Here is a 19,214-nt window from a genome sequence, read left to right on the forward strand (position 1 = left end):
ATGCATTGTTAAAAAAGCTATTTCTCATCTTAACCAATACATAAAGTCATCATAAATGTGAACAATAATTGAAAGAGTCTATCTATAAGAAAGGACTGATTATTCATGCGAAAATTCTTCTTACTACTAATTCTAATGCTGTTTCTTTCTGCCTGTTCACAAGAGAAAGCCTCTACCATGTCCTATGAAGAAATAAAAAAAATAATGATTGACTCTTTACAAACCGAGGATGGTAAAAAGGCGCTGCGAAAGCTTTTAGAGGACCCAAGTTTCCGTGAATTATTGGTTTTGGAACATGATGAAGTGAAGAAAGCTACTGAGGCTACCTTACTTTCCAAAGAAGCAGAAGACTTTTGGAAGAAAACTTTCGAAGATCCAAAATTTAAAGAAACCGTAGCTAAAAGTATGCAGAAGCAACAACAGGATATTATGAAGGAATTAATAAAAGACCCCACTTTCCAAAAAGATATGGAGGCTTTCTTTGGCCAGCCAGATATGCAAAAGCAGTTAGAGACCATTCTAAAATCCTCCAATATGAGAAAAGAAGTGGAAACTGTCGTCAAGGAAACGATTGAAAGTCCACTTATGCAAGCAAAATGGCAGGAGCTTATTAAGAAAAGCGGTGGCGAGACAGGTAAGGCTGGCGCTGGCGGTAAAAAAGAAGCTGGTGGCGGTGGAGAAGGTAGTGAACAAAAAGGCCCTCAGTAACCACTTCTATGCAAAAACGGATTTCCTCCATTGTTTGAGGAAATCCGTTTTCATTATTTATTTAATTTATTAATGATGTTCGTCGCGATGTCTAAATAGATTTGTCCTGTTGTGTGTTTTTCAGAATAAACAGAAGGTGCAAAATCTTCTTCTGACCAATCAGGCTGACCAAGAGGAATTTGACCAAGTAGCTCTGTACGTAGCTCTTCTGCTAACTTTGGTCCTCCACCTTGACCGAATACGAATTCACGGTCACCTGATTTCGATTCATACCATGCCATGTTTTCAATAACACCTAAAATTTCATGGTCTGTTTGTAAAGCCATTGCACCTGCACGAGCTGCAACAAACGCTGCCGTCGGATGTGGTGTTGTTACGACAATTTCTTTTGATGAAGGAAGCATTTGGTGAATATCTAATGCAACGTCACCTGTACCTGGTGGTAAATCCAATAGTAGATAGTCTAGCTCGCCCCATTCTACATCACGGAAGAACTGATCTAACACTTTCCCTAACATTGGTCCGCGCCATACAATCGGTGCGTTATTTTCAACAAAGAAGCCCATTGAAATCATTTTCACACCTAAACGATCAACAGGGAAAATTCGATTGTCTACTACTTTAGGCATATCTGTCACGCCCATCATATCAGGTACACTGAACCCATAAATATCAGCATCAATTAAACCAACCTTCTTACCTAGACGAGCTAATGCAACAGCTAAGTTAACTGATACTGTAGATTTCCCTACTCCGCCTTTACCAGATGCAATTGAAATAACTTGTACTGTGCTAAGCGGAGATAAAATATCTTGTGCTTCAGCTTCAGTTGCTACACCACGGAAGCTCTGTAGTTTTTCTGCTGACAGCTCTTCGAAACGAATTCCAACTGTATTTGCACCCGCTTCTTTTAAAACTTCAACAATTTTCATTTGTAGCTGTAATTGTTCAGGTGTATTTGTCTTAGCAATCGCAATTTTTACACTCACATGATTTTTCTCTTCTTTTATTGTTACGTTTGTAATACCGTCTGTTTCAGCGAATGATTTATGTAAAAATGGATCTTGTAGTTGTCCTAGTATTTCTCGTACTTGTTGTTCATTTATCACGACGAACACTCCCCTTATATTATCTCAATGTTAGTATATCATAATGATTTGATTTCCGTTGTGTTGTTGCTCTATTCAATTTTTGCTAATAAATAATCTTCTATCCCTTCAACAATGGCATCTCCCATTTTTTCTTGGTATTTCTTATCTATTAATAGTGCACGTTCCTCATCATTACTTATAAATCCTGTTTCTACTAGCGCAGCAGGTACCTCAGCTTTTTTCAGTAAATATATTTGTTTTATTGACATTGCTTCTCGATCAGTATTTTTCAAATTAGTGCGAATGGAATCTTGAATACTCTTTGCTAAAAATTCACTTTCAGCATGTCCTTCTTGATGATAAAACACTTGTGCTCCACGCCATTTTGTTTCAGGAATGGCATTTGCATGAATTGTAATAAAAATATCCGGTTTTTCTTTTTTTACTATATCTTTTCTTAAAAAAATGTCCTGCTTTTTTCGTTCTCTCAAAGTTCCAAACTTTTCTGAGGACGCATGCTCATCGATTACGTCTCCATCTTTTGTTCGTGTCATTACGACTGTTGCGCCTTTTTTCTTTAATTGCTTCTCAACATGCTGAGCAATTGCAAGTGTAATCTCCTTTTCAATTACTTCACCCTTCGAAGCACCTCCATCTTGTCCTCCGTGTCCCGCATCAATGACAATTTTTATGCCACCAAGTGGGTCCGGTAAGAAGAGGTTACGGTTCGAAGCATTCGTTTCATATGCCACGACCACTATACTCATTAGCATAATTACTCCTAGTGCAAGCCAGCGCTTCACCCATATCCACCACCCTTTTATATTTAGTGTACGAAGTTAGTGATTGAACTATGCTAGAAAGTAAAAAAACTCTTTAAGTAATTAGAAAGGAACTCTTAGCCTACTTTTTGTGGGTATTTGTTTATCGAAAGAAGTTAAAATTGAGTGTTTGATTAGTAGTAGAAGATACTTTTTGGGTAATGATAAAACGGCATTAATCCATTTGTACTCTAAGGACTAACGCCGTTTATTTTTTATTTTAGAGTAAATTCAGGTTTAAACTTACCTGTATAAGGTTCATGCTCAACAAATACTGTGATATCCTTACCATCTTTATCTTTCCCAGTTCTTTGATACGTGAATTTCTTATTATTTAACTCGGTAATTTCGAGCACAGCCCCATACTTATTGTCGCCAATTGAAACATGGGCTCTTAATTTATTTCCATCGATAACATTAAAGTACCCATAGTCACCGCGACTTTCACCTGTTTCAGGATTGAAAAATTCATATTTATTCGTATTAGCATCATATTTCGCAAGGCTAATGAAATTTCTATTATATTGTGTTACATCATTTTTGTTTACATCTAATACAACGCTTCCTTGCCAAAGTGTATCAGCTAAGATTTTATCTCCATCCACATCCTTAACAACAGTGCCCGTCGAATTATTTAAAGCTTTAGCTGATTCAGTAAATGTTAGCTTTTTTTCCTTATAAGGGACATGCTCAACGAAGACCTCTACATCTTTACCATTTGCATCTTTACCCATTTTTTTATACGTAAACATATCATTTTTTATTTTAGTAACCTCTTCAATTGCTTGGTAATTTTTCGTTTCTGAAATCAATATTCGATGCTTTCCGTCATTCGTAAAAAAGAAAATCCCTTTATCGTCCAGACTTCCAGCTGTATTTGGATCGAAGAATTCATAGCGTCCTGAGTCAGCATCATATTTTGCAAGGCCCATTAAATTAGAATTCTCTGCTGTTACATCTTTATTATTTTTATCGTAAACTTTTGAGGCTTGCCAGTTCGTGCTACTAAGAATGGTGGCATTTGCTTGACCTTCTGTCATTTCCAGCTGTCTCTGATCTTCAGTATTCCCTGTTTTTACTTCCTCTGTTTTTTTTACGTCAGTTTTATTCTGACATGCACCAAGAAGTGCCATTGCTGCAAGTGATACTATTAGTAACTTTTTCATCTATTGACCTCCACTTTCAGAATAAATAACTTAAAAGTAGTATCTGCCATTTCCATATAAATTACACATCAAAATTGCTACTAGCATTAGCCAATAAAAGTGCCTCAGTAATTCTTGCAATACTTGAAGTTCACTAAGAACCCAGGTATAACATTTTCCAAACAAAAAACCCTTTCTCGAAAATATTCGAGAAAGGGTTTGGAAACATTGATATACGTAATATTAACGTTTTGAGAACTGAGGTGCACGACGAGCGCCGCGTAGACCTGGTTTTTTACGTTCTTTCATGCGTGAATCACGAGTAAGTAATCCAGCAGATTTTAATGCAGCACGGAAATCTGGGTCTACTTGAAGTAGAGCACGTGCGATACCATGACGTACTGCACCAGCTTGACCAGTGTATCCACCACCATTAACGTTTACGTGGATGTCATAGCTTCCTGTAGTTTCAGTAGCTACTAATGGTTGTTTAATTACTTCACGTAATGCAGCGAATGGTACGTATTCTTCGATTTCACGTTTGTTGATAACAATTTTACCTGTACCTGGTACTAAACGTACGCGAGCTACAGAGCTTTTACGGCGACCAGTGCCGATGTATTGAACTTGTGCCAAAGTAATATCCTCCTCTTAATTTATATTATCCGCGAAGCTCGTATGCTTCTGGTTTTTGTGCAGCGTGTGGGTGCTCTGTTCCAGTGTAAACATTTAGTTTACCGAACATTTTGCGACCTAAAGAGTTTTTAGGAAGCATCCCTTTAATTGCTAATTCGATCATTCTTGTTGGGTACTTGTCTAGCATTTCACCAGCAGTACGAGTTTTTAATCCACCCGCAAATTGAGTATGGTGACGGTAAAGTTTACCCTCTAATTTGTTACCAGTTAAATGGATTTTGTCAGCGTTGATGATGATTACGTGATCACCTGTGTCAACGTTTGGTGTGAATGTTGGTTTATGTTTACCACGTAAGATAGCAGCTACTTCAGAAGCTAAACGTCCAAGAGTTTGGCCTTCTGCATCAACTACTAGCCATTTACGGTCTACTTCGTGACCTTTAGCCATGAATGTTGTACGCATGTATATATCCTCCTAATCGTTTCGATTACCGTTATTTTTCATTAAACTACACTATAAGTTTTCGGGGCTTATTTGTGGTGGTAATGAAAATACCATCTGTTATCATATAATGAATGACTTTTAAAGTCAAGCAATTTCAATAAACACCTGGAGAAGTTGTTCAGATTCATTGATTGTTAAAATTAGGGCTTTTGTGAGCCCTTATTTTGTAAAACACAAAAAAATTCGCATCAAAAATTCTATAACATCTTTTAATAGATGATCGCCAAAAGCTGGTGGTGATGACATTTGTATAACGTATATATTTTGTTGATTGGAGTGGAGACTGGGCGACTCCTTGGGGATCAACATCACAGATGAGACCCTGCAGCGAAAGCAAAGCGGCAGCTACAAAACGCTCAGTCAGAACGGAAATCAACCACACGTTTGGTGATGTGCCTTTTAATAGAAAACTTTCTCAAGATACAGACCTTGTGGAGGTGCAGTTTTGCCCGCTTTATCGCGATTCATTGATTTAACGACTAACTCCACGTTCTCAATGTCGCGACGTCCTATACCAACTTCCCATAGTGTGCCTGCAATAATACGTACCATATTATATAAGAAGCCATTTCCTTCAATCACCATATGTAGCTCCTCACCATACCATTCAAATCGTAGCGTAGTCACTGTGCGCACCTTATCTTTGACACTTGTATTAGCTGCACAAAAGCATGAAAAATCATGTGTACCGATAATAGCATTTGCCGCCTCCTGCATTGCCTCAACATTTGGCTTCACTCCATTTGTCTCTACTGTATAATGTCTGCGGAATGGACTTTGTACAGGCTCACATGACCATATATATCGGTACCGCTTCCCTGTTACACTGTAGCGAGCATGAAAATCAGCAGCTACTTCTTCAATCGACATTACTCGAATATCTCTTGGCAATTGAACGTTTAATGCCTTCATGTATTTATCTACTGGAATCGCGAGTGGTGAATCAAAATGCAATGTTTGACCTGTTGCATGCACTCTTGCATCTGTACGTCCACTAGCTGTTACCTTGATCTTTTCCCCTTTATGCATAATGGCTAGAACACGTTCAAGCTCTGCCTGTACTGTACGCTCCCCAGGCTGTACTTGGTAACCAGAAAATTGCGTTCCATCATAACTTATAATTGCTTTTAATCGTCGCATAAAGATTACTCCTTTTTAACTTCTATAGAAGAATAGTAATACGGCCATTGCTACTAATAACATAAGTGCAAATGTATCACTCATATCCCACTTTAGCTTGCGATATCTCGTACGCCCTTCGCCTCCACGGTAACCTCTTACTTCCATAGCTGTTGCTAAATCCTCCGCTCGTTTAAAAGCACTTACAAAGAGAGGTACCAATAATGGCACAATCGCTTTAATACGATCCTTTATTGGTCCTGAAGATAAATCCGAACCACGTGCCATTTGTGCTTTCATAATTTTATCTGTTTCATCCATTAACGTTGGGATAAAGCGCAATGAAATAGACATCATTAGAGCTAACTCATGTACTGGCATTTTCACCGCTTTTAATGGATTTAGTAACACTTCAATGCCATCCGTAATGGAAATCGGTGACGTTGTAAGTGTTAAGATAGATGTCATAAACACTAGAACTAGGAAACGTATCGAAATAAATATCCCTTGTCGGATACCTTCTTCATAAATAGTGATAAACTTCCACTCAAATACAATGGCGCCTTCTTTCGTCATAAATATATGAATTAAGAAGGTAAACGCCATTAAAAAAAGTACTGGTTTTAGACCGTTAATTAAAAAATACAATCGAATCCGTGAAACTAGCACAATGAGTAAGGTAAACGCTAATAGCAACGCATATGTCACAGTATTGTTTGCTAAAAAAACAATAATGATGAATGCAAACACAAATATAAGCTTTGACCGTGGATCGAGCTTATGAACTGGAGAATTCCCTGGAAGAAAGCGTCCAAATATCATTTTCTCCATCATGACTGTCCACGCTCCTCTCTTAGGACCCGAGCAATTTCAATTGTTAACTCTTCTTCAGTTAAGCATATCTTCGAGAATGATTTGTTTATCATTTTTTCAATTTTTTGTTGAAACCGTACGATACGAGGTGGTTCTAAGCGGAAATTTTTTAATGTCTCTACATCTTTAAAAATTTCTTGAGGTGTGCCACTTAATACATTTTTCCCTTCATGCATAATGACAATACTATCTGCATAACGAGCTGCGTCCTCCATACTATGCGTAACGAGTATCGTTGTTAGGCCACGTTCCTTGTGTAGCTTATAAAACATATCCATAATCTCTTTTTGACCGCGTGGATCAAGCCCTGCAGTTGGTTCATCTAAAACAATCACTTCAGGTTCCATCGCCAAAACGCCAGCAATTGCTACTCTGCGCATTTGTCCACCCGATAAATCAAAAGGTGATTTTTCAAGTACGTCCCCTGGTAAGCCTACTAAGCCTACTAGCTCCTTGGCTCGTGCTTCTGCCTCTTGCTCCGAAACACCAAAGTTCATAGGACCAAACATAATATCCTTTAATACAGTTTCTTCAAATAGCTGATGCTCCGGGAATTGAAACACAATGCCAACCTTTTGACGTACAGCCTTTAAATCCTTGGCCTTTTTTCCAGCTACAACAACACGATCTCCGATATGTACTTCTCCAGATGTCGGTTTTAGAAGTGCATTAAAATGTTGAAGAATTGTCGATTTACCGGAACCCGTATGTCCGATAATTGCCTGGTACGTATGTGAAGGAATTTCAAAATCTACATCAAATAAAGCACGTTTTTCAAAAGGTGTACCCTGTGCATAAGCATAGCTTACTTGTTGAAGTTTGATGTCCATAAATCATTCACCAACTCTTCTTCTGTCATATGTTGTCCCATTAATGGAACACCTTCCTTTTGCAATAACTTTGATAACTTCATGGCAAATGGCAAGTCTAATCCAAACTCAACTAGCTTGTCCCCAAGTGTGAAAATTTCAGCAGGTGTACCCTCAGCAAATTTCTTACCGTCATTCATAAAGAGAACACGGTCTGCAAGCATAGCTTCTTCTAAATCATGCGTAATAGATAGTACCGTTAATCCTGTTTCAGCACGTAAAGTTTGAACTGTTTGTAGTACCTCAATACGGCCTTGTGGATCTAGCATAGAAGTAGCTTCATCAAGAATAAGGAGCTTAGGTTTCAACGCGAGTGCGCCTGCAATAGCAACGCGCTGCTTTTGCCCACCCGATAAATGATGTGGTTCATGATCTAAAAAGTTGTTCATTTTTACTTGGTCGAGTGCTGCATGGACACGTTCAACCATCTCTTCAAACGGTACTCCGTTATTTTCAAGAGCAAAAGCAACATCATCCTGCACTGTCGCTCCAACAAATTGATTGTCTGGATTTTGAAAAACCATGCCCATTTGTGAACGGCTTTCCCACAGGTTTTCTTCACTCAACGGTTGTCGTAAAATACGGACATCTCCTTGTTGTGGATAAAGCAAACCATTCATAAGCTTTGCAATAGTGGATTTACCGGAACCGTTATGGCCAACAATGGCAATCCATTCCCCTTCCTGTACCGCAAAGCTTACATTTTCAACAGCATTGCGACTTTCTTTTTCTTCTGGTGTATATGAAAATGTCACATTATTTAATGATAAAATTTCTGGCATTTCTAGAACTCCTCTCTACATGCTCAGCTCTACTAACTAACTTACACTTTTTTATGTATGAATTCTACTACAATCATTATGTCGATAAAAGAAAAGTGCTAAATCACTTTCCATTCTTTTGTCTGCCCCATTTAAGATACGTATAATTTAAAGGTTATCTTTTATAAATACATCATATACTGGAACGAGCCACCTTAATCGTCCCAGTGACTACCATTATAAAATCAGCCTATAAAAAAAAAGCACCACTAAATTGGCGCTAACTCTTACTTCCCTAAAAAATAAAAAAGCGCGCACCTCATTCGATAGAAATGCGCTAGTCGTTACATTTTCAAGAAACACGGGTGCTCAAGCCCTTGTTCCCTCTGAATGAGGTGCGGAGAGCTAAACGAGACGCCACACAACAGTGTCCGCTCATCATAACGCTCAGCTTAATTATTTGTCGTATAAATCGTTTATAAAGAAAGAGGGTGGTGATTCCACCCTCTTCACCACTTGTTTTCTCTTATGATTAAACTAATTCAATCACAACAACAGGTGCACCGTCACCACGACGAGGACCTACTTTAAGAATACGAGTGTAACCACCTTGACGTTCTGCATAACGTGGTGCAACATCATCAAATAACTTTTGAAGTGCAAATGAAGTTGTTTCGTTACCTTCAGCATCAGTAGTTGTTACTAGTTCACGACGGATGAATGCAGCAGCTTGACGGCGTGCGTGTAAATCTCCGCGTTTACCTAAAGTAATCATTTTTTCAACAGCTTTACGTACTTCTTTAGCGCGAGCCTCAGTAGTTTCGATACGCTCGTTGATGATTAAATCAGTAGCTAAGTCACGTAACATCGCTTTACGTTGAGAACTTGTACGACCAAGTTTTCTGTAACCCATGGATGTTTCCCTCCTTTATAAAAAATTATCTGATCTTGTAAGTTTTGTTTAAATCGCTTAGTCTTCTTTGCGTAACCCTAAACCAAGCTCTTCTAACTTCGCTTTTACTTCTTCTAGTGACTTACGTCCAAGGTTACGAACTTTCATCATGTCGTCTTCTGACTTATTCGCAAGTTCTAGTACTGTATTAATACCAGCGCGTTTTAAGCAGTTATAAGAACGAACAGAAAGATCAAGTTCTTCGATAGTCATCTCTAAAACTTTTTCTTTTTGATCTTCTTCTTTTTCGACCATGATTTCAGCAGTTTGTGCCTCATCTGTCATGCCAACGAAGATGTTTAGATGCTCGGTTAAAATTTTTGCTCCGAGCGAAATCGCCTCTTTCGGACCGATGCTACCATCTGTCCACACATCAAGAGAAAGTTTATCGTAGTCAGAAGACTGACCTACACGAGTATTTTCCACTTGGAAATTGACGCGTGATACTGGAGTGTAAATAGAGTCGATCGGGATCACGCCGATAGGAAGATCCTCACGTTTGTTTTGATCAGCAGGAGTGTAACCACGGCCGCGTTGAGCGTACATACGCATACGTAAATGACCGTTTTTAGCGATTGTTGCAATATATAGATCCGGGTTTAAAATTTCTACATCACTGTCATGTGTAATGTCAGCAGCTGTAACTGTACCATCGCCTTTTACATCAATCTCAATAACTTTTTCTTCGTCAGAGTAGATTTTAAGAGCTAGTTTTTTCACGTTCAAAATAATTGAAGCTACATCCTCTACAACGCCTTCTACAGTTGAGAATTCGTGAAGAACACCGTCAATTTGAATTGAAGTGACAGCAGCTCCTGGTAATGAAGACAGAAGGATACGACGTAAAGAATTACCCAAAGTGTTTCCATATCCGCGTTCAAGCGGTTCTACAACAAACTTTCCATATTTGGAATCTTCGCTGATCTCCACCGTTTCAATCTTTGGTTTTTCAATTTCGATCATTTTATTTACCCTCCTTCAAAACATCGAATGTATAGGTTCTTTCCATCATAGATTCGATCGTCAATGACGTATCGTTTATTATCTGCACAAGACAGTCTGTACAAAAAATGATGTTCTCATACAATATGAGACGCACCCATTACACGCGACGACGTTTTGGCGGACGGCAACCATTATGAGGAACTGGAGTAACGTCTTTAATAGCAGTTACATCTAAACCAGCAGCTTGAAGTGCACGAATTGCAGCTTCACGACCTGCACCAGGACCTTTAACAGTTACTTCCAACGTTTTCAGACCATGTTCAAGGGATGCTTTAGCAGCAGTTTCTGCAGCCATTTGAGCAGCGAAAGGTGTAGATTTACGTGAACCACGGAAACCAAGAGCACCAGCACTTGACCAAGATACAGCGTTACCTTGCATATCTGTAATCGTTACGATTGTATTGTTAAATGTAGAACGAATGTGTGCGATACCAGATTCGATATTCTTTTTCACACGACGTTTACGAGTTTGTTGTTTACGAGCCATGTTAAGAAGGAACCTCCTTTACTTATTATTTTTTCTTGTTCGCTACAGTTTTACGAGGACCTTTACGCGTACGCGCATTGTTCTTCGTATTTTGACCACGAACAGGTAAACCACGACGGTGACGGATACCACGGAATGAACCGATTTCCATCAGACGTTTGATATTTAATGAAGTTTCGCGACGTAAGTCACCTTCAAGTTTGTAAGAGTCTAATTGTTCACGGATTTTGTTTAACTCATCTTCAGTTAAGTCGCGTACGCGTGTATCTTCTGAAATACCTGCGTCAGCTAATACTTTCTGAGCTGTAGTTTTACCAATACCGTAAATGTAAGTTAATGAAATTACCACGCGTTTGTCGCGAGGAATGTCAACACCAGCAATACGTGCCATGTACGTTGTGCACCTCCTTTAGAATTAACCTTGTTTTTGTTTGTGTTTAGGATTTTCACAGATTACCATTACTTTACCGCGTCGGCGAATTACTTTACATTTTTCGCAGATCGGTTTCACAGATGGTCTCACTTTCATCTAACCTAACCTCCTTAGTAGTCCGGAGCGCAAAAGATTATTTAAAACGGTATGTGATACGACCGCGAGTTAAATCATAAGGAGATAACTCGATAGTAACCTTATCTCCAGGTAGAATGCGGATAAAGTGCATACGAATCTTACCAGAAACGTGTGCTAGAATCACATGTCCATTTTCTAATTCTACCTTAAACATCGCGTTTGGCAAAGTCTCAACAACTGTCCCTTCGACTTCAATTACATCATCTTTCGCCATCTACTCTGTCTCCTCTCTATATGCAAATTAAAGTTCTCATCGTTACATCAAACGGATATCTGCTGCAACTATAGAAGCAACCTCGTTTCAACATATGTTTGGATTGTATGAGAGATGTTTGAAAGACGCTCGTCTGGTTTCGCTTCACACAATCCACGGAATATACAGAACCATTAAGGGCACTGAACCTCCCATGTTTACACGAATACCGGAATGTCTTTGATGAGATATTCATACCCGTTACACAGATGCTTCCACGAAACCCATTATACTCTTTCAAAAGTCATGTTGCACTTTTTAAAAGAAATATATACCGGGCACAATATGCTTTTGCAACTCTCAAAAAAAATTATGTTTCGTTGTTGCTCCCGCATGCCTCCCGCGGAAGCAGTATTCTGCGCCCGGAGCCGGGTATCAGCTGCGGCTGCCCTGTAAAAGAGCATCAAGATCAGCAAACACTTTGTTAATATCTTGCTGTCCATCTATATTTGTTAACACACCTTTTACTTCATAGTAGTTCAGTAATGGTTGTGCTTGTTTCATATTTACTTCCAGACGGTTTGCAACCGTTTCAGGATTATCATCCGCACGTGTGTAAAGCTCGCCACCATCTTTATCACATTTACCTTCCTCAGCTGGAGGATTGAAAATTAAATGATAAGATGTTCCACAAGTTTTACAAATACGACGACCTGATAGACGAGCAACTAACTCATCTTTTTCAACTTGGATGTTAATTGTATGTTCAATAGCTTTACCAAGATCAGCAAGGATGCTGTCTAAAGCTTCAGCTTGAGGAACAGTACGTGGGAATCCATCTAATAAGAAGCCCTTTTCACAATCATGTTTAGCAAGTCGCTCGCGAACAATACCAATCGTTACTTCATCAGGTACTAGAGCACCTTGATCAATGAACGATTTAGCTTGCAAGCCTAGTTCTGTACCATCTTTCATAGCAGCACGGAACATATCGCCTGTAGAAATATGAGGAATCGCGTACTTCTCAACGATTTTATCTGCTTGAGTACCTTTACCAGCACCTGGCAGACCCATTAAAACGATATTCATACGGAAATATTCCTCCCACAAAAGGTTTGCTGATTTCAGGAAACGATGAAACGTTCCCTAAAAACCAACATTATTTCATAAAGCCTTTGTAGTGACGTTTAACAAGTTGAGATTCTAGCTGTTTCATCGTTTCGAGCGCAACGCCGACTACGATAATTATACTAGTACCACCGATCTGCACTGTGGCAGGTAGATTCATAAAGTTTATGATTATAATCGGCATTACTGATATAACAGTTAAGAAAATCGCACCGACAAATGTCAGACGATATAACACGCTTGTTAAATACGTTTGAGTACTTTCACCAGGACGAATACCTGGAATGTAAGCACCTTGCTTTTTCAAGTTATCTGCCACATTTTCTGGATTCACTTGTATGAATGCATAGAAATATGTGAAAGCGATGATTAAGAGAACGTAAACAATCATTCCAACAGGTTTTGTATAATCAAACGTGTTCGAAATAAATGTTGCTACGCCACCTTCACCCAAGAACGGAACTAACGTACGAGGTGTCATCAGAAACGCTGATGCAAAAATTACCGGAATAACCCCTGCAGCATTTACTTTTAACGGTAAATGCGTTTGTTGAGAACCTGTTTGTTGATTGCGTCCAGTAACTCGTTTTGCATATTGAATTGGAATTTTACGTAGTGCTTGTTGCACATAGATAACTCCAACAACAACAGCAAGCAAAACTAAAGCAAGTAAACCAAGAATCACTAGATTGATAAATAACTTATCCCCAGCGCCCTCGATTTGCTGTGCATAGATTTGGTTAATGCCAGTCGGTAATGCCGCAACGATACCTGCGAAAATTACAACTGAAATACCATTCCCAACACCATGCGCAGTAATTTGATCAGCAAGCCATACTAGGAATGCTGTACCCGCAGTTAATACAATTGAAATCGTAACATATGTTAAAATTCCTTCTTCTTTAATCAAAGATCCGCCATACATTCTATTAAAACCAAATGCCATTGCGAATGATTGGATAAAGGCAAGAATCATTGTAAAGTAACGAGTAAATTGTGCAAGTTTACGTCTTCCGACTTCACCTTGCTTTGCCCACTCAGCAAATTTCGGTACTACGTCCATTTGCAATAACTGAACAATAATTGAAGCAGTGATGTAAGGCATAATCCCCATCGCGAAGATTGAGAAGTTCTTTAAAGCACCACCGCCAAAAGTATTCAGGAAACCAACGAGGTTAAACTCATCAGTTGCCTTTAATACATTTGCGTCAACGTTTGGTACTGGTACGAATGTACCAATACGGAAAACGATTAACATTAAAAGAGTAAAAATGATTTTATTTCGTATATCTCGAACACGCATAAAGTTAGAGATCGTCTGAAACATTAAATCACCTCAGTAGTTCCGCCGGCATTTTCAATTGCTTCTTTAGCCGAAGCTGAGAATTTATGAGCTTTTACTGTAAGCTTTTTGTTAAGAGTTCCGTTTCCAAGAACTTTAATTCCAGCTTTTTCATTGCTCACTAAACCTGTTTCAAGTAATAATGCAGTTGTTACTTCTGCACCATCTTCAAAACGGTTTAATGTGTCAAGATTAACGATCGCGTACTCTTTACGGTTAATGTTAGTAAAGCCGCGTTTCGGTAAACGACGGAATAAAGGGTTTTGACCACCTTCGAATCCTGGGCGTACACCGCCGCCAGAACGAGAGTTTTGACCTTTATGACCTCTACCTGCAGTTTTACCGTTACCAGAACCGATACCGCGACCTACGCGGTTACGTACTTTACGGGAACCTTCTGCTGGTTTTAACTCATGAAGTTTCATATTGGATGGCACCTCCTTGTTCGTTAATTAAAAATTAGTTTTCTTTTACAGTAACTAAGTGAGCTACTACATCAATCATACCGCGAGTAGCTGCATTATCAGCTTTCTCAACAGTTTGGTTTAATTTACGTAAACCTAGTGCTTCAATAGTTTTGCGTTGTGCTGGTTTAGTACCAATCACAGATTTTGTAAGGGTGATTTCTAATTTGTTAGCCATTATCTTTCCCCCCTTATCCTAATATTTCTTCCACTGATTTACCACGTAATTTAGCTACGTCCTCTACGCGTTTTAATTCAGTTAAACCTTGAATAGTTGCACGCACCATATTGATTGGTGTGTTAGTTCCAAGAGATTTTGAAAGAATATCAGTAATACCAGCAAGTTCTAGTACGGCACGTACTGGACCACCAGCGATAACCCCTGTACCAGGAGCAGCAGGTTTAATTAGGATTTCTCCTGCACCAAAGCGACCTTGCACTAAGTGTGGAGTTGTTCCACCTACGCGTGGCACTTCGATTAAGTTTTTCTTCGCATCTTCAACAGCTTTACGGATAGCATCTGGCACCTCTTGAGCTTTACCAGTACCGAATCCAACGTGACCGTTTTTATCGCCAACAACAACTAATGCTGTGAAGCGGAAGCGACGTCCACCTTTAACAACTTTAGCAACACGGTTAATAGTAACTACGCGTTCTTCAAGTTCTCCAAGTTTGTTTGCGTCAATTCGACTCATGAAATGTGTCCCTCCTTTTTATTAAAATTCTAAACCGTTCTCACGTGCAGCTTCAGCTAAAGCTTTTACACGTCCATGATATAAGTAACCACCACGGTCAAATACTACAGCAGTAATATTTTTTTCCGTAGCGCGTTTTGCGATTGTTTCACCGACTTTAGTTGCAGCATCAACATTGCTACCAGCAGCTTCAAAACCATTTTCTTGAGAAGATGCGCTAACAATTGTTACGCCTGCTACGTCATCGATAAGTTGAGCGTAGATGTTCTTGTTTGAGCGGAATACGTTTAAGCGTGGACGCTCAGCAGTACCCGAAATCTTAGAACGTACGCGCGCATGACGTTTTTTACGAACCTGATTTTTATCTTGTTTCGTAATCACAAGGGTCACTCCTTTCTAATGCTTAGGCAGCATTATTTACCTGTTTTACCTTCTTTACGACGAACATATTCGCCTTCATAACGGATACCTTTACCTTTGTAAGGCTCTGGTGGACGCACGTCACGGATGTTAGATGCAAGAGCACCAACACGTTCTTTGCTAATACCTTTAACGATGATCTTAGTGTTTGAAGGAACTTCAACTTCTAAACCATCTTCAGGTGTGAACTCAACTGGATGTGAATAACCTACGTTAAGAACAAGTTTTTTACCTTGTAATTGCGCACGGTAACCGACACCGATTAGTTCTAATGATTTTTCGAAACCTGCAGAAACACCAGTAATCATGTTCGCTAATAGCGCACGTGTTGTACCGTGGTTTGTGCGGTGTTCTTTTGAGTCAGAAGGACGAGATACAGAAATCACGTTACCTTCTTGCTCAATTTTCATATCTTGGTGGAAAGAACGAACAAGTTCGCCTTTAGGACCTTTAACGGTAACTGTGTTGTCAGCTGCAACAGTAACAGTTACGTTAGCTGGTACCTCGATAATTTTTTTACCTACACGAGACATTTAGTTGCACCTCCATTCATTTATTGCTAATTACCAAACGTATGCTAGAACTTCGCCGCCAACTTGTTTAGCGCGAGCTTCTTTATCTGTTAATAAACCTTGTGAAGTTGACACTAAAGCGATACCAAGACCGTTCAGTACTTTAGGCACTTCATTTGTTTTAGCATATACTCGTAGACCAGGTTTAGAAATACGTTTTAAGCCAGTGATAACGCGTTCGTTATCTTTACCGTATTTTAAGAAGATACGGATAATACCTTGCTTGTTGTCTTCCACGTATTCTACGTCACGTACGAAACCTTCACGCTTTAAAATTTCAGCGATTTCTTTTTTCACGTTGGAAGCTGGTACTTCTAACTTCTCGTGACGAACCATGTTCGCATTACGAATGCGAGTAAGCATATCTGCAATCGGATCAGTCATTGTCATTACATTTACCTCCTTCCCAAATTAGGGGATTACCAGCTGGCTTTTTTCACGCCAGGAATTTGTCCCTTATATGCAAGTTCTCGGAAACAAATACGGCAAAGTTTAAATTTACGATATACAGAGTGTGGACGGCCACAGCGTTCACAACGTGTATATTCTTGCACTTTAAACTTTTGCTTACGTTGTTGTTTAACGATCATAGATTTTTTAGCCACGTTTTCGCCCTCCTTGTTTAATTACTTTTGGAACGGCATACCGAATTGTGTCAATAACTCGCGAGCTTCTTCATCAGAATTCGCTGTCGTTACGATCACGATGTCCATACCGCGTACTTTTGAAACTTTATCGTAATCGATTTCTGGGAAAATTAATTGCTCTTTAACACCTAAAGTGTAGTTACCGCGACCGTCGAATGCTTTTTTAGAAACACCACGGAAGTCACGTACACGAGGTAGTGAAATTGAGATTAATTTGTCCAAGAATTCATACATACGCTCACCGCGTAATGTAACTTTAGCACCGATAGGCATACCTTCACGTAGACGGAAACCTGCGATCGATTTTTTCGCTTTAGTTACAACTGGTTTTTGACCAGTGATAATTGTTAATTCTTCTACAGCTGCATCTAATGCTTTTGAGTTTTGAACTGCATCACCAACACCCATGTTGATAACGATTTTGTCAACTTTCGGCAATTGCATAACTGATTTATATCCAAACTTGCTCATAAGAGCAGTTGAAACTTCATTTAAATATTTTTCTTTTAGGCGGCTCATTTGTGTACCTCCCTTCTTTTTATAGAAATTAGTCGATTACTGCACCTGATTTTTTTGCAACACGAACTTTTTTACCGTTTTCGATTTTATAACCTACACGAGTCGGCTCGCCAGATTTAGGATCGATAAGCATTACGTTCGAAACGTGAATTGCAGCCTCTTGGCTTACAATTCCACCTTGTGGATTCAATTGGTTAGGTTTTACGTGTTTTTTCACGATGTTCACACCTTCAACAAGAACGCGATCTTGTTTAGGGAAAGAAGCAAGGATAACGCCTTCTTTGCCTTTGTCCTTACCAGTGATTACCTTAACCTTGTCACCTTTTTTTACATGCATGCTGTCGCACCTCCTTGATTGGCACTATCATGAAATTAAAGAACTTCTGGAGCTAGAGAAACGATTTTCATGAAGTTGCTGTCACGTAATTCACGTGCAACAGGTCCGAAAATACGAGTTCCGCGTGGTGATTTATCATCACGAATAATTACACAAGCATTTTCATCAAATTTGATGTACGTACCATCTTTACGACGTGCGCCTGATTTTGTACGAACGATAACAGCTTTAACAACGTCACCCTTCTTAACAACGCCACCTGGTGTTGCTTTCTTAACTGTACAAACAACGATATCACCGATGTTAGCAGTTTTACGGCCAGAGCCACCAAGGACTTTAATTGTAAGAACTTCACGTGCACCTGAGTTGTCAGCAACTTTCATACGACTTTCTTGTTGGATCACTTAGGTTACCTCCCTTCGGAAATTGGTTGTTCCGAAATAGTTATTAAATAATAACCGCTTTTTCTACAACTTCAACTAGACGGAAACGTTTAGTAGCTGATAGCGGGCGAGTTTCCATGATACGTACGATATCACCGATTTTCGCTGTGTTTAATTCATCATGAGCCTTAAACTTTTTAGAGTATTTTACACGTTTACCATAAAGCTTGTGCTTTTTATGAGTTTCAACTAAAACAGAAATTGTTTTATCCATTTTATCTGAAACAACGCGGCCCGTGTAAACTTTGCGTTGATTACGCTCAGTCATACTTGAAAACCTCCTTTATCAGTTATTTGCACTGATTTCTCTTTCACGAATAACAGTTTTCATACGCGCGATTGCTTTACGCACTTCACGAATACGAGCTGTGTTTTCTAATTGACCAGTCGCCAATTGGAAGCGAAGGTTGAAAAGCTCTTCTTTCAGTGATTTCACTTTTAATTCTAATTCAGAAGTGGCAAGGTCACGGATTTCATTAGCTTTCATTAGATTCACCACCAGTTTCTTGACGTTTTACGATCTTACATTTAACAGGAAGCTTATGTGATGCTAAACGAAGTGCTTCACGTGCGATCTCTTCAGATACACCAGCGATTTCGAACATTACTTTTCCTGGTTTTACTACTGCAACCCAACCTTCAGGAGAACCTTTACCAGAACCCATGCGGACTTCTAGAGGTTTTTTAGTGTAAGGTTTGTGTGGGAAGATTTTAATCCAAACTTTACCGCCACGTTTCATGTAACGAGTCATCGCGATACGTGCAGATTCGATTTGACGGTTAGTAATCCAGCTAGCTGTTTGAGCTTGTAAGCCCCATTCGCCGAAAGATACTTCTTTACCGCCTTTCGCTTCGCCACGCATGTTTCCGCGGTGTTCACGACGGTATTTTACGCGTTTAGGCAATAACAT

The 19,214-nt window shown here is 39.3% G+C and carries 31 protein-coding genes and 1 pseudogene; 1 reads left to right on the forward strand and 31 read right to left on the reverse strand.

Going from position 1 to position 19,214, the window contains the following annotated elements; genetic code table 11:
- Positions 1 to 105 precede the first annotated feature (105 nt).
- Positions 106 to 708: a spore germination lipoprotein GerD gene (gene gerD / locus AC3WSO_RS23395; RefSeq protein WP_492534051.1), complete on the forward strand. Its 603-nt coding sequence runs from the start codon at positions 106 to 108 to the stop codon at positions 706 to 708.
- Between the two features lie 53 nt (positions 709 to 761).
- Here the strand turns inward: gerD and AC3WSO_RS23400 are convergent, their stop codons facing one another.
- The 31 genes and pseudogenes from AC3WSO_RS23400 to rplP all read right to left on the reverse strand — a co-directional run bounded on the left by AC3WSO_RS23400 (position 762) and on the right by rplP (position 19,214).
- Positions 762 to 1,817 carry a P-loop NTPase gene (locus tag AC3WSO_RS23400; protein ID WP_492534053.1) on the reverse strand — a complete coding sequence of 352 codons (1,056 nt, stop codon included), beginning with the start codon at positions 1,815 to 1,817 and terminating at the stop codon, positions 762 to 764.
- Positions 1,818 to 1,888: 71 nt separating this feature from the next.
- On the reverse strand, positions 1,889 to 2,602 hold the full coding sequence (locus AC3WSO_RS23405) for an N-acetylmuramoyl-L-alanine amidase (RefSeq protein ID WP_492534055.1): 714 nt from the start codon (positions 2,600 to 2,602) through the stop codon (positions 1,889 to 1,891).
- Positions 2,603 to 2,835: 233 nt separating this feature from the next.
- Positions 2,836 to 3,786, reverse strand: a complete 951-nt coding sequence (locus tag AC3WSO_RS23410; RefSeq protein WP_492534056.1) for a DUF4822 domain-containing protein — start codon at positions 3,784 to 3,786, stop codon at positions 2,836 to 2,838.
- A gap of 222 nt (positions 3,787 to 4,008) precedes the next feature.
- Entirely contained in the window at positions 4,009 to 4,401 is a 393-nt protein-coding gene (gene rpsI / locus AC3WSO_RS23415) for a 30S ribosomal protein S9 (RefSeq protein WP_004233744.1), read from the reverse strand.
- A gap of 25 nt (positions 4,402 to 4,426) precedes the next feature.
- Complete coding sequence (rplM, locus tag AC3WSO_RS23420) at positions 4,427 to 4,864, reverse strand: 50S ribosomal protein L13 (protein WP_053596074.1); 438 nt, start codon at positions 4,862 to 4,864, stop codon at positions 4,427 to 4,429.
- A gap of 441 nt (positions 4,865 to 5,305) precedes the next feature.
- The gene (truA, locus tag AC3WSO_RS23425; protein WP_492534057.1) at positions 5,306 to 6,046 is read right to left on the reverse strand and encodes a tRNA pseudouridine(38-40) synthase TruA; all 741 of its coding nucleotides are present in this window, start codon (positions 6,044 to 6,046) and stop codon (positions 5,306 to 5,308) included.
- Positions 6,047 to 6,061: 15 nt separating this feature from the next.
- A complete protein-coding gene (locus tag AC3WSO_RS23430; protein WP_492534059.1) occupies positions 6,062 to 6,859 on the reverse strand; it encodes an energy-coupling factor transporter transmembrane component T family protein in 798 nt (265 codons plus the stop codon).
- Positions 6,856 to 7,728, reverse strand: coding sequence for an energy-coupling factor ABC transporter ATP-binding protein (locus tag AC3WSO_RS23435; RefSeq protein WP_492534060.1), 873 nt, complete (start codon positions 7,726 to 7,728; stop codon positions 6,856 to 6,858). Before AC3WSO_RS23435 ends, AC3WSO_RS23430 begins: the two co-directional genes overlap by 4 nt.
- The gene (locus AC3WSO_RS23440; protein WP_349660271.1) at positions 7,704 to 8,549 is read right to left on the reverse strand and encodes an energy-coupling factor ABC transporter ATP-binding protein; all 846 of its coding nucleotides are present in this window, start codon (positions 8,547 to 8,549) and stop codon (positions 7,704 to 7,706) included. Before AC3WSO_RS23440 ends, AC3WSO_RS23435 begins: the two co-directional genes overlap by 25 nt.
- A gap of 511 nt (positions 8,550 to 9,060) precedes the next feature.
- Positions 9,061 to 9,441: a 50S ribosomal protein L17 gene (gene rplQ / locus AC3WSO_RS23445; protein WP_012296051.1), complete on the reverse strand. Its 381-nt coding sequence runs from the start codon at positions 9,439 to 9,441 to the stop codon at positions 9,061 to 9,063.
- A gap of 57 nt (positions 9,442 to 9,498) precedes the next feature.
- Positions 9,499 to 10,443 carry a DNA-directed RNA polymerase subunit alpha gene (locus tag AC3WSO_RS23450; RefSeq protein ID WP_004233733.1) on the reverse strand — a complete coding sequence of 315 codons (945 nt, stop codon included), beginning with the start codon at positions 10,441 to 10,443 and terminating at the stop codon, positions 9,499 to 9,501.
- A gap of 139 nt (positions 10,444 to 10,582) precedes the next feature.
- Positions 10,583 to 10,972: a 30S ribosomal protein S11 gene (gene rpsK, locus AC3WSO_RS23455; RefSeq protein WP_053482801.1), complete on the reverse strand. Its 390-nt coding sequence runs from the start codon at positions 10,970 to 10,972 to the stop codon at positions 10,583 to 10,585.
- A gap of 25 nt (positions 10,973 to 10,997) precedes the next feature.
- Positions 10,998 to 11,363 (reverse strand): 30S ribosomal protein S13, encoded by a 366-nt coding sequence (rpsM, locus tag AC3WSO_RS23460; RefSeq protein WP_049662875.1) that lies wholly within the window; start codon positions 11,361 to 11,363, stop codon positions 10,998 to 11,000.
- A 24-nt stretch (positions 11,364 to 11,387) separates the two neighbouring features.
- Entirely contained in the window at positions 11,388 to 11,501 is a 114-nt protein-coding gene (rpmJ, locus tag AC3WSO_RS23465) for a 50S ribosomal protein L36 (RefSeq protein WP_000868344.1), read from the reverse strand.
- Between the two features lie 37 nt (positions 11,502 to 11,538).
- A complete protein-coding gene (gene infA / locus AC3WSO_RS23470) occupies positions 11,539 to 11,757 on the reverse strand; it encodes a translation initiation factor IF-1 (protein ID WP_004233690.1) in 219 nt (72 codons plus the stop codon).
- 86 nt (positions 11,758 to 11,843) lie between these two features.
- Positions 11,844 to 11,921 (reverse strand): annotated as a pseudogene (locus tag AC3WSO_RS23475) (type I methionyl aminopeptidase); the annotation flags it as partial.
- A gap of 250 nt (positions 11,922 to 12,171) precedes the next feature.
- Positions 12,172 to 12,825: an adenylate kinase gene (locus AC3WSO_RS23480; protein WP_079562358.1), complete on the reverse strand. Its 654-nt coding sequence runs from the start codon at positions 12,823 to 12,825 to the stop codon at positions 12,172 to 12,174.
- Between the two features lie 70 nt (positions 12,826 to 12,895).
- Positions 12,896 to 14,191, reverse strand: coding sequence for a preprotein translocase subunit SecY (secY, locus tag AC3WSO_RS23485; protein ID WP_492534062.1), 1,296 nt, complete (start codon positions 14,189 to 14,191; stop codon positions 12,896 to 12,898).
- Positions 14,191 to 14,631 carry a 50S ribosomal protein L15 gene (gene rplO / locus AC3WSO_RS23490; RefSeq protein WP_010860592.1) on the reverse strand — a complete coding sequence of 147 codons (441 nt, stop codon included), beginning with the start codon at positions 14,629 to 14,631 and terminating at the stop codon, positions 14,191 to 14,193. Before rplO ends, secY begins: the two co-directional genes overlap by 1 nt.
- Before the next feature lie 34 nt (positions 14,632 to 14,665).
- Entirely contained in the window at positions 14,666 to 14,848 is a 183-nt protein-coding gene (gene rpmD, locus AC3WSO_RS23495) for a 50S ribosomal protein L30 (protein WP_349660269.1), read from the reverse strand.
- A gap of 13 nt (positions 14,849 to 14,861) precedes the next feature.
- Positions 14,862 to 15,365, reverse strand: coding sequence for a 30S ribosomal protein S5 (gene rpsE / locus AC3WSO_RS23500; RefSeq protein ID WP_053482806.1), 504 nt, complete (start codon positions 15,363 to 15,365; stop codon positions 14,862 to 14,864).
- 21 nt (positions 15,366 to 15,386) lie between these two features.
- Complete coding sequence (rplR, locus tag AC3WSO_RS23505) at positions 15,387 to 15,746, reverse strand: 50S ribosomal protein L18 (protein ID WP_075807301.1); 360 nt, start codon at positions 15,744 to 15,746, stop codon at positions 15,387 to 15,389.
- A 32-nt stretch (positions 15,747 to 15,778) separates the two neighbouring features.
- Entirely contained in the window at positions 15,779 to 16,318 is a 540-nt protein-coding gene (rplF, locus tag AC3WSO_RS23510; RefSeq protein ID WP_079562361.1) for a 50S ribosomal protein L6, read from the reverse strand.
- 30 nt (positions 16,319 to 16,348) lie between these two features.
- Positions 16,349 to 16,747, reverse strand: a complete 399-nt coding sequence (gene rpsH, locus AC3WSO_RS23515; RefSeq protein WP_008181717.1) for a 30S ribosomal protein S8 — start codon at positions 16,745 to 16,747, stop codon at positions 16,349 to 16,351.
- Positions 16,748 to 16,776: 29 nt separating this feature from the next.
- A complete protein-coding gene (locus AC3WSO_RS23520; RefSeq protein ID WP_004233656.1) occupies positions 16,777 to 16,962 on the reverse strand; it encodes a type Z 30S ribosomal protein S14 in 186 nt (61 codons plus the stop codon).
- Between the two features lie 21 nt (positions 16,963 to 16,983).
- Positions 16,984 to 17,523 carry a 50S ribosomal protein L5 gene (gene rplE, locus AC3WSO_RS23525; RefSeq protein ID WP_079562362.1) on the reverse strand — a complete coding sequence of 180 codons (540 nt, stop codon included), beginning with the start codon at positions 17,521 to 17,523 and terminating at the stop codon, positions 16,984 to 16,986.
- 28 nt (positions 17,524 to 17,551) lie between these two features.
- Complete coding sequence (gene rplX / locus AC3WSO_RS23530; RefSeq protein ID WP_107925086.1) at positions 17,552 to 17,860, reverse strand: 50S ribosomal protein L24; 309 nt, start codon at positions 17,858 to 17,860, stop codon at positions 17,552 to 17,554.
- Positions 17,861 to 17,895: 35 nt separating this feature from the next.
- Entirely contained in the window at positions 17,896 to 18,264 is a 369-nt protein-coding gene (gene rplN, locus AC3WSO_RS23535) for a 50S ribosomal protein L14 (protein ID WP_349660268.1), read from the reverse strand.
- A gap of 43 nt (positions 18,265 to 18,307) precedes the next feature.
- Positions 18,308 to 18,571, reverse strand: a complete 264-nt coding sequence (rpsQ, locus tag AC3WSO_RS23540; RefSeq protein ID WP_053482810.1) for a 30S ribosomal protein S17 — start codon at positions 18,569 to 18,571, stop codon at positions 18,308 to 18,310.
- An 18-nt stretch (positions 18,572 to 18,589) separates the two neighbouring features.
- Positions 18,590 to 18,790, reverse strand: a complete 201-nt coding sequence (gene rpmC / locus AC3WSO_RS23545) for a 50S ribosomal protein L29 (RefSeq protein WP_049662852.1) — start codon at positions 18,788 to 18,790, stop codon at positions 18,590 to 18,592.
- Positions 18,780 to 19,214 carry a 50S ribosomal protein L16 gene (gene rplP, locus AC3WSO_RS23550; RefSeq protein WP_010860599.1) on the reverse strand — a complete coding sequence of 145 codons (435 nt, stop codon included), beginning with the start codon at positions 19,212 to 19,214 and terminating at the stop codon, positions 18,780 to 18,782. The genes rpmC and rplP overlap by 11 nt, the downstream gene beginning before the upstream one ends.

This window comes from Lysinibacillus sp. EB106-09-02-XG168 (assembly GCF_058791475.1).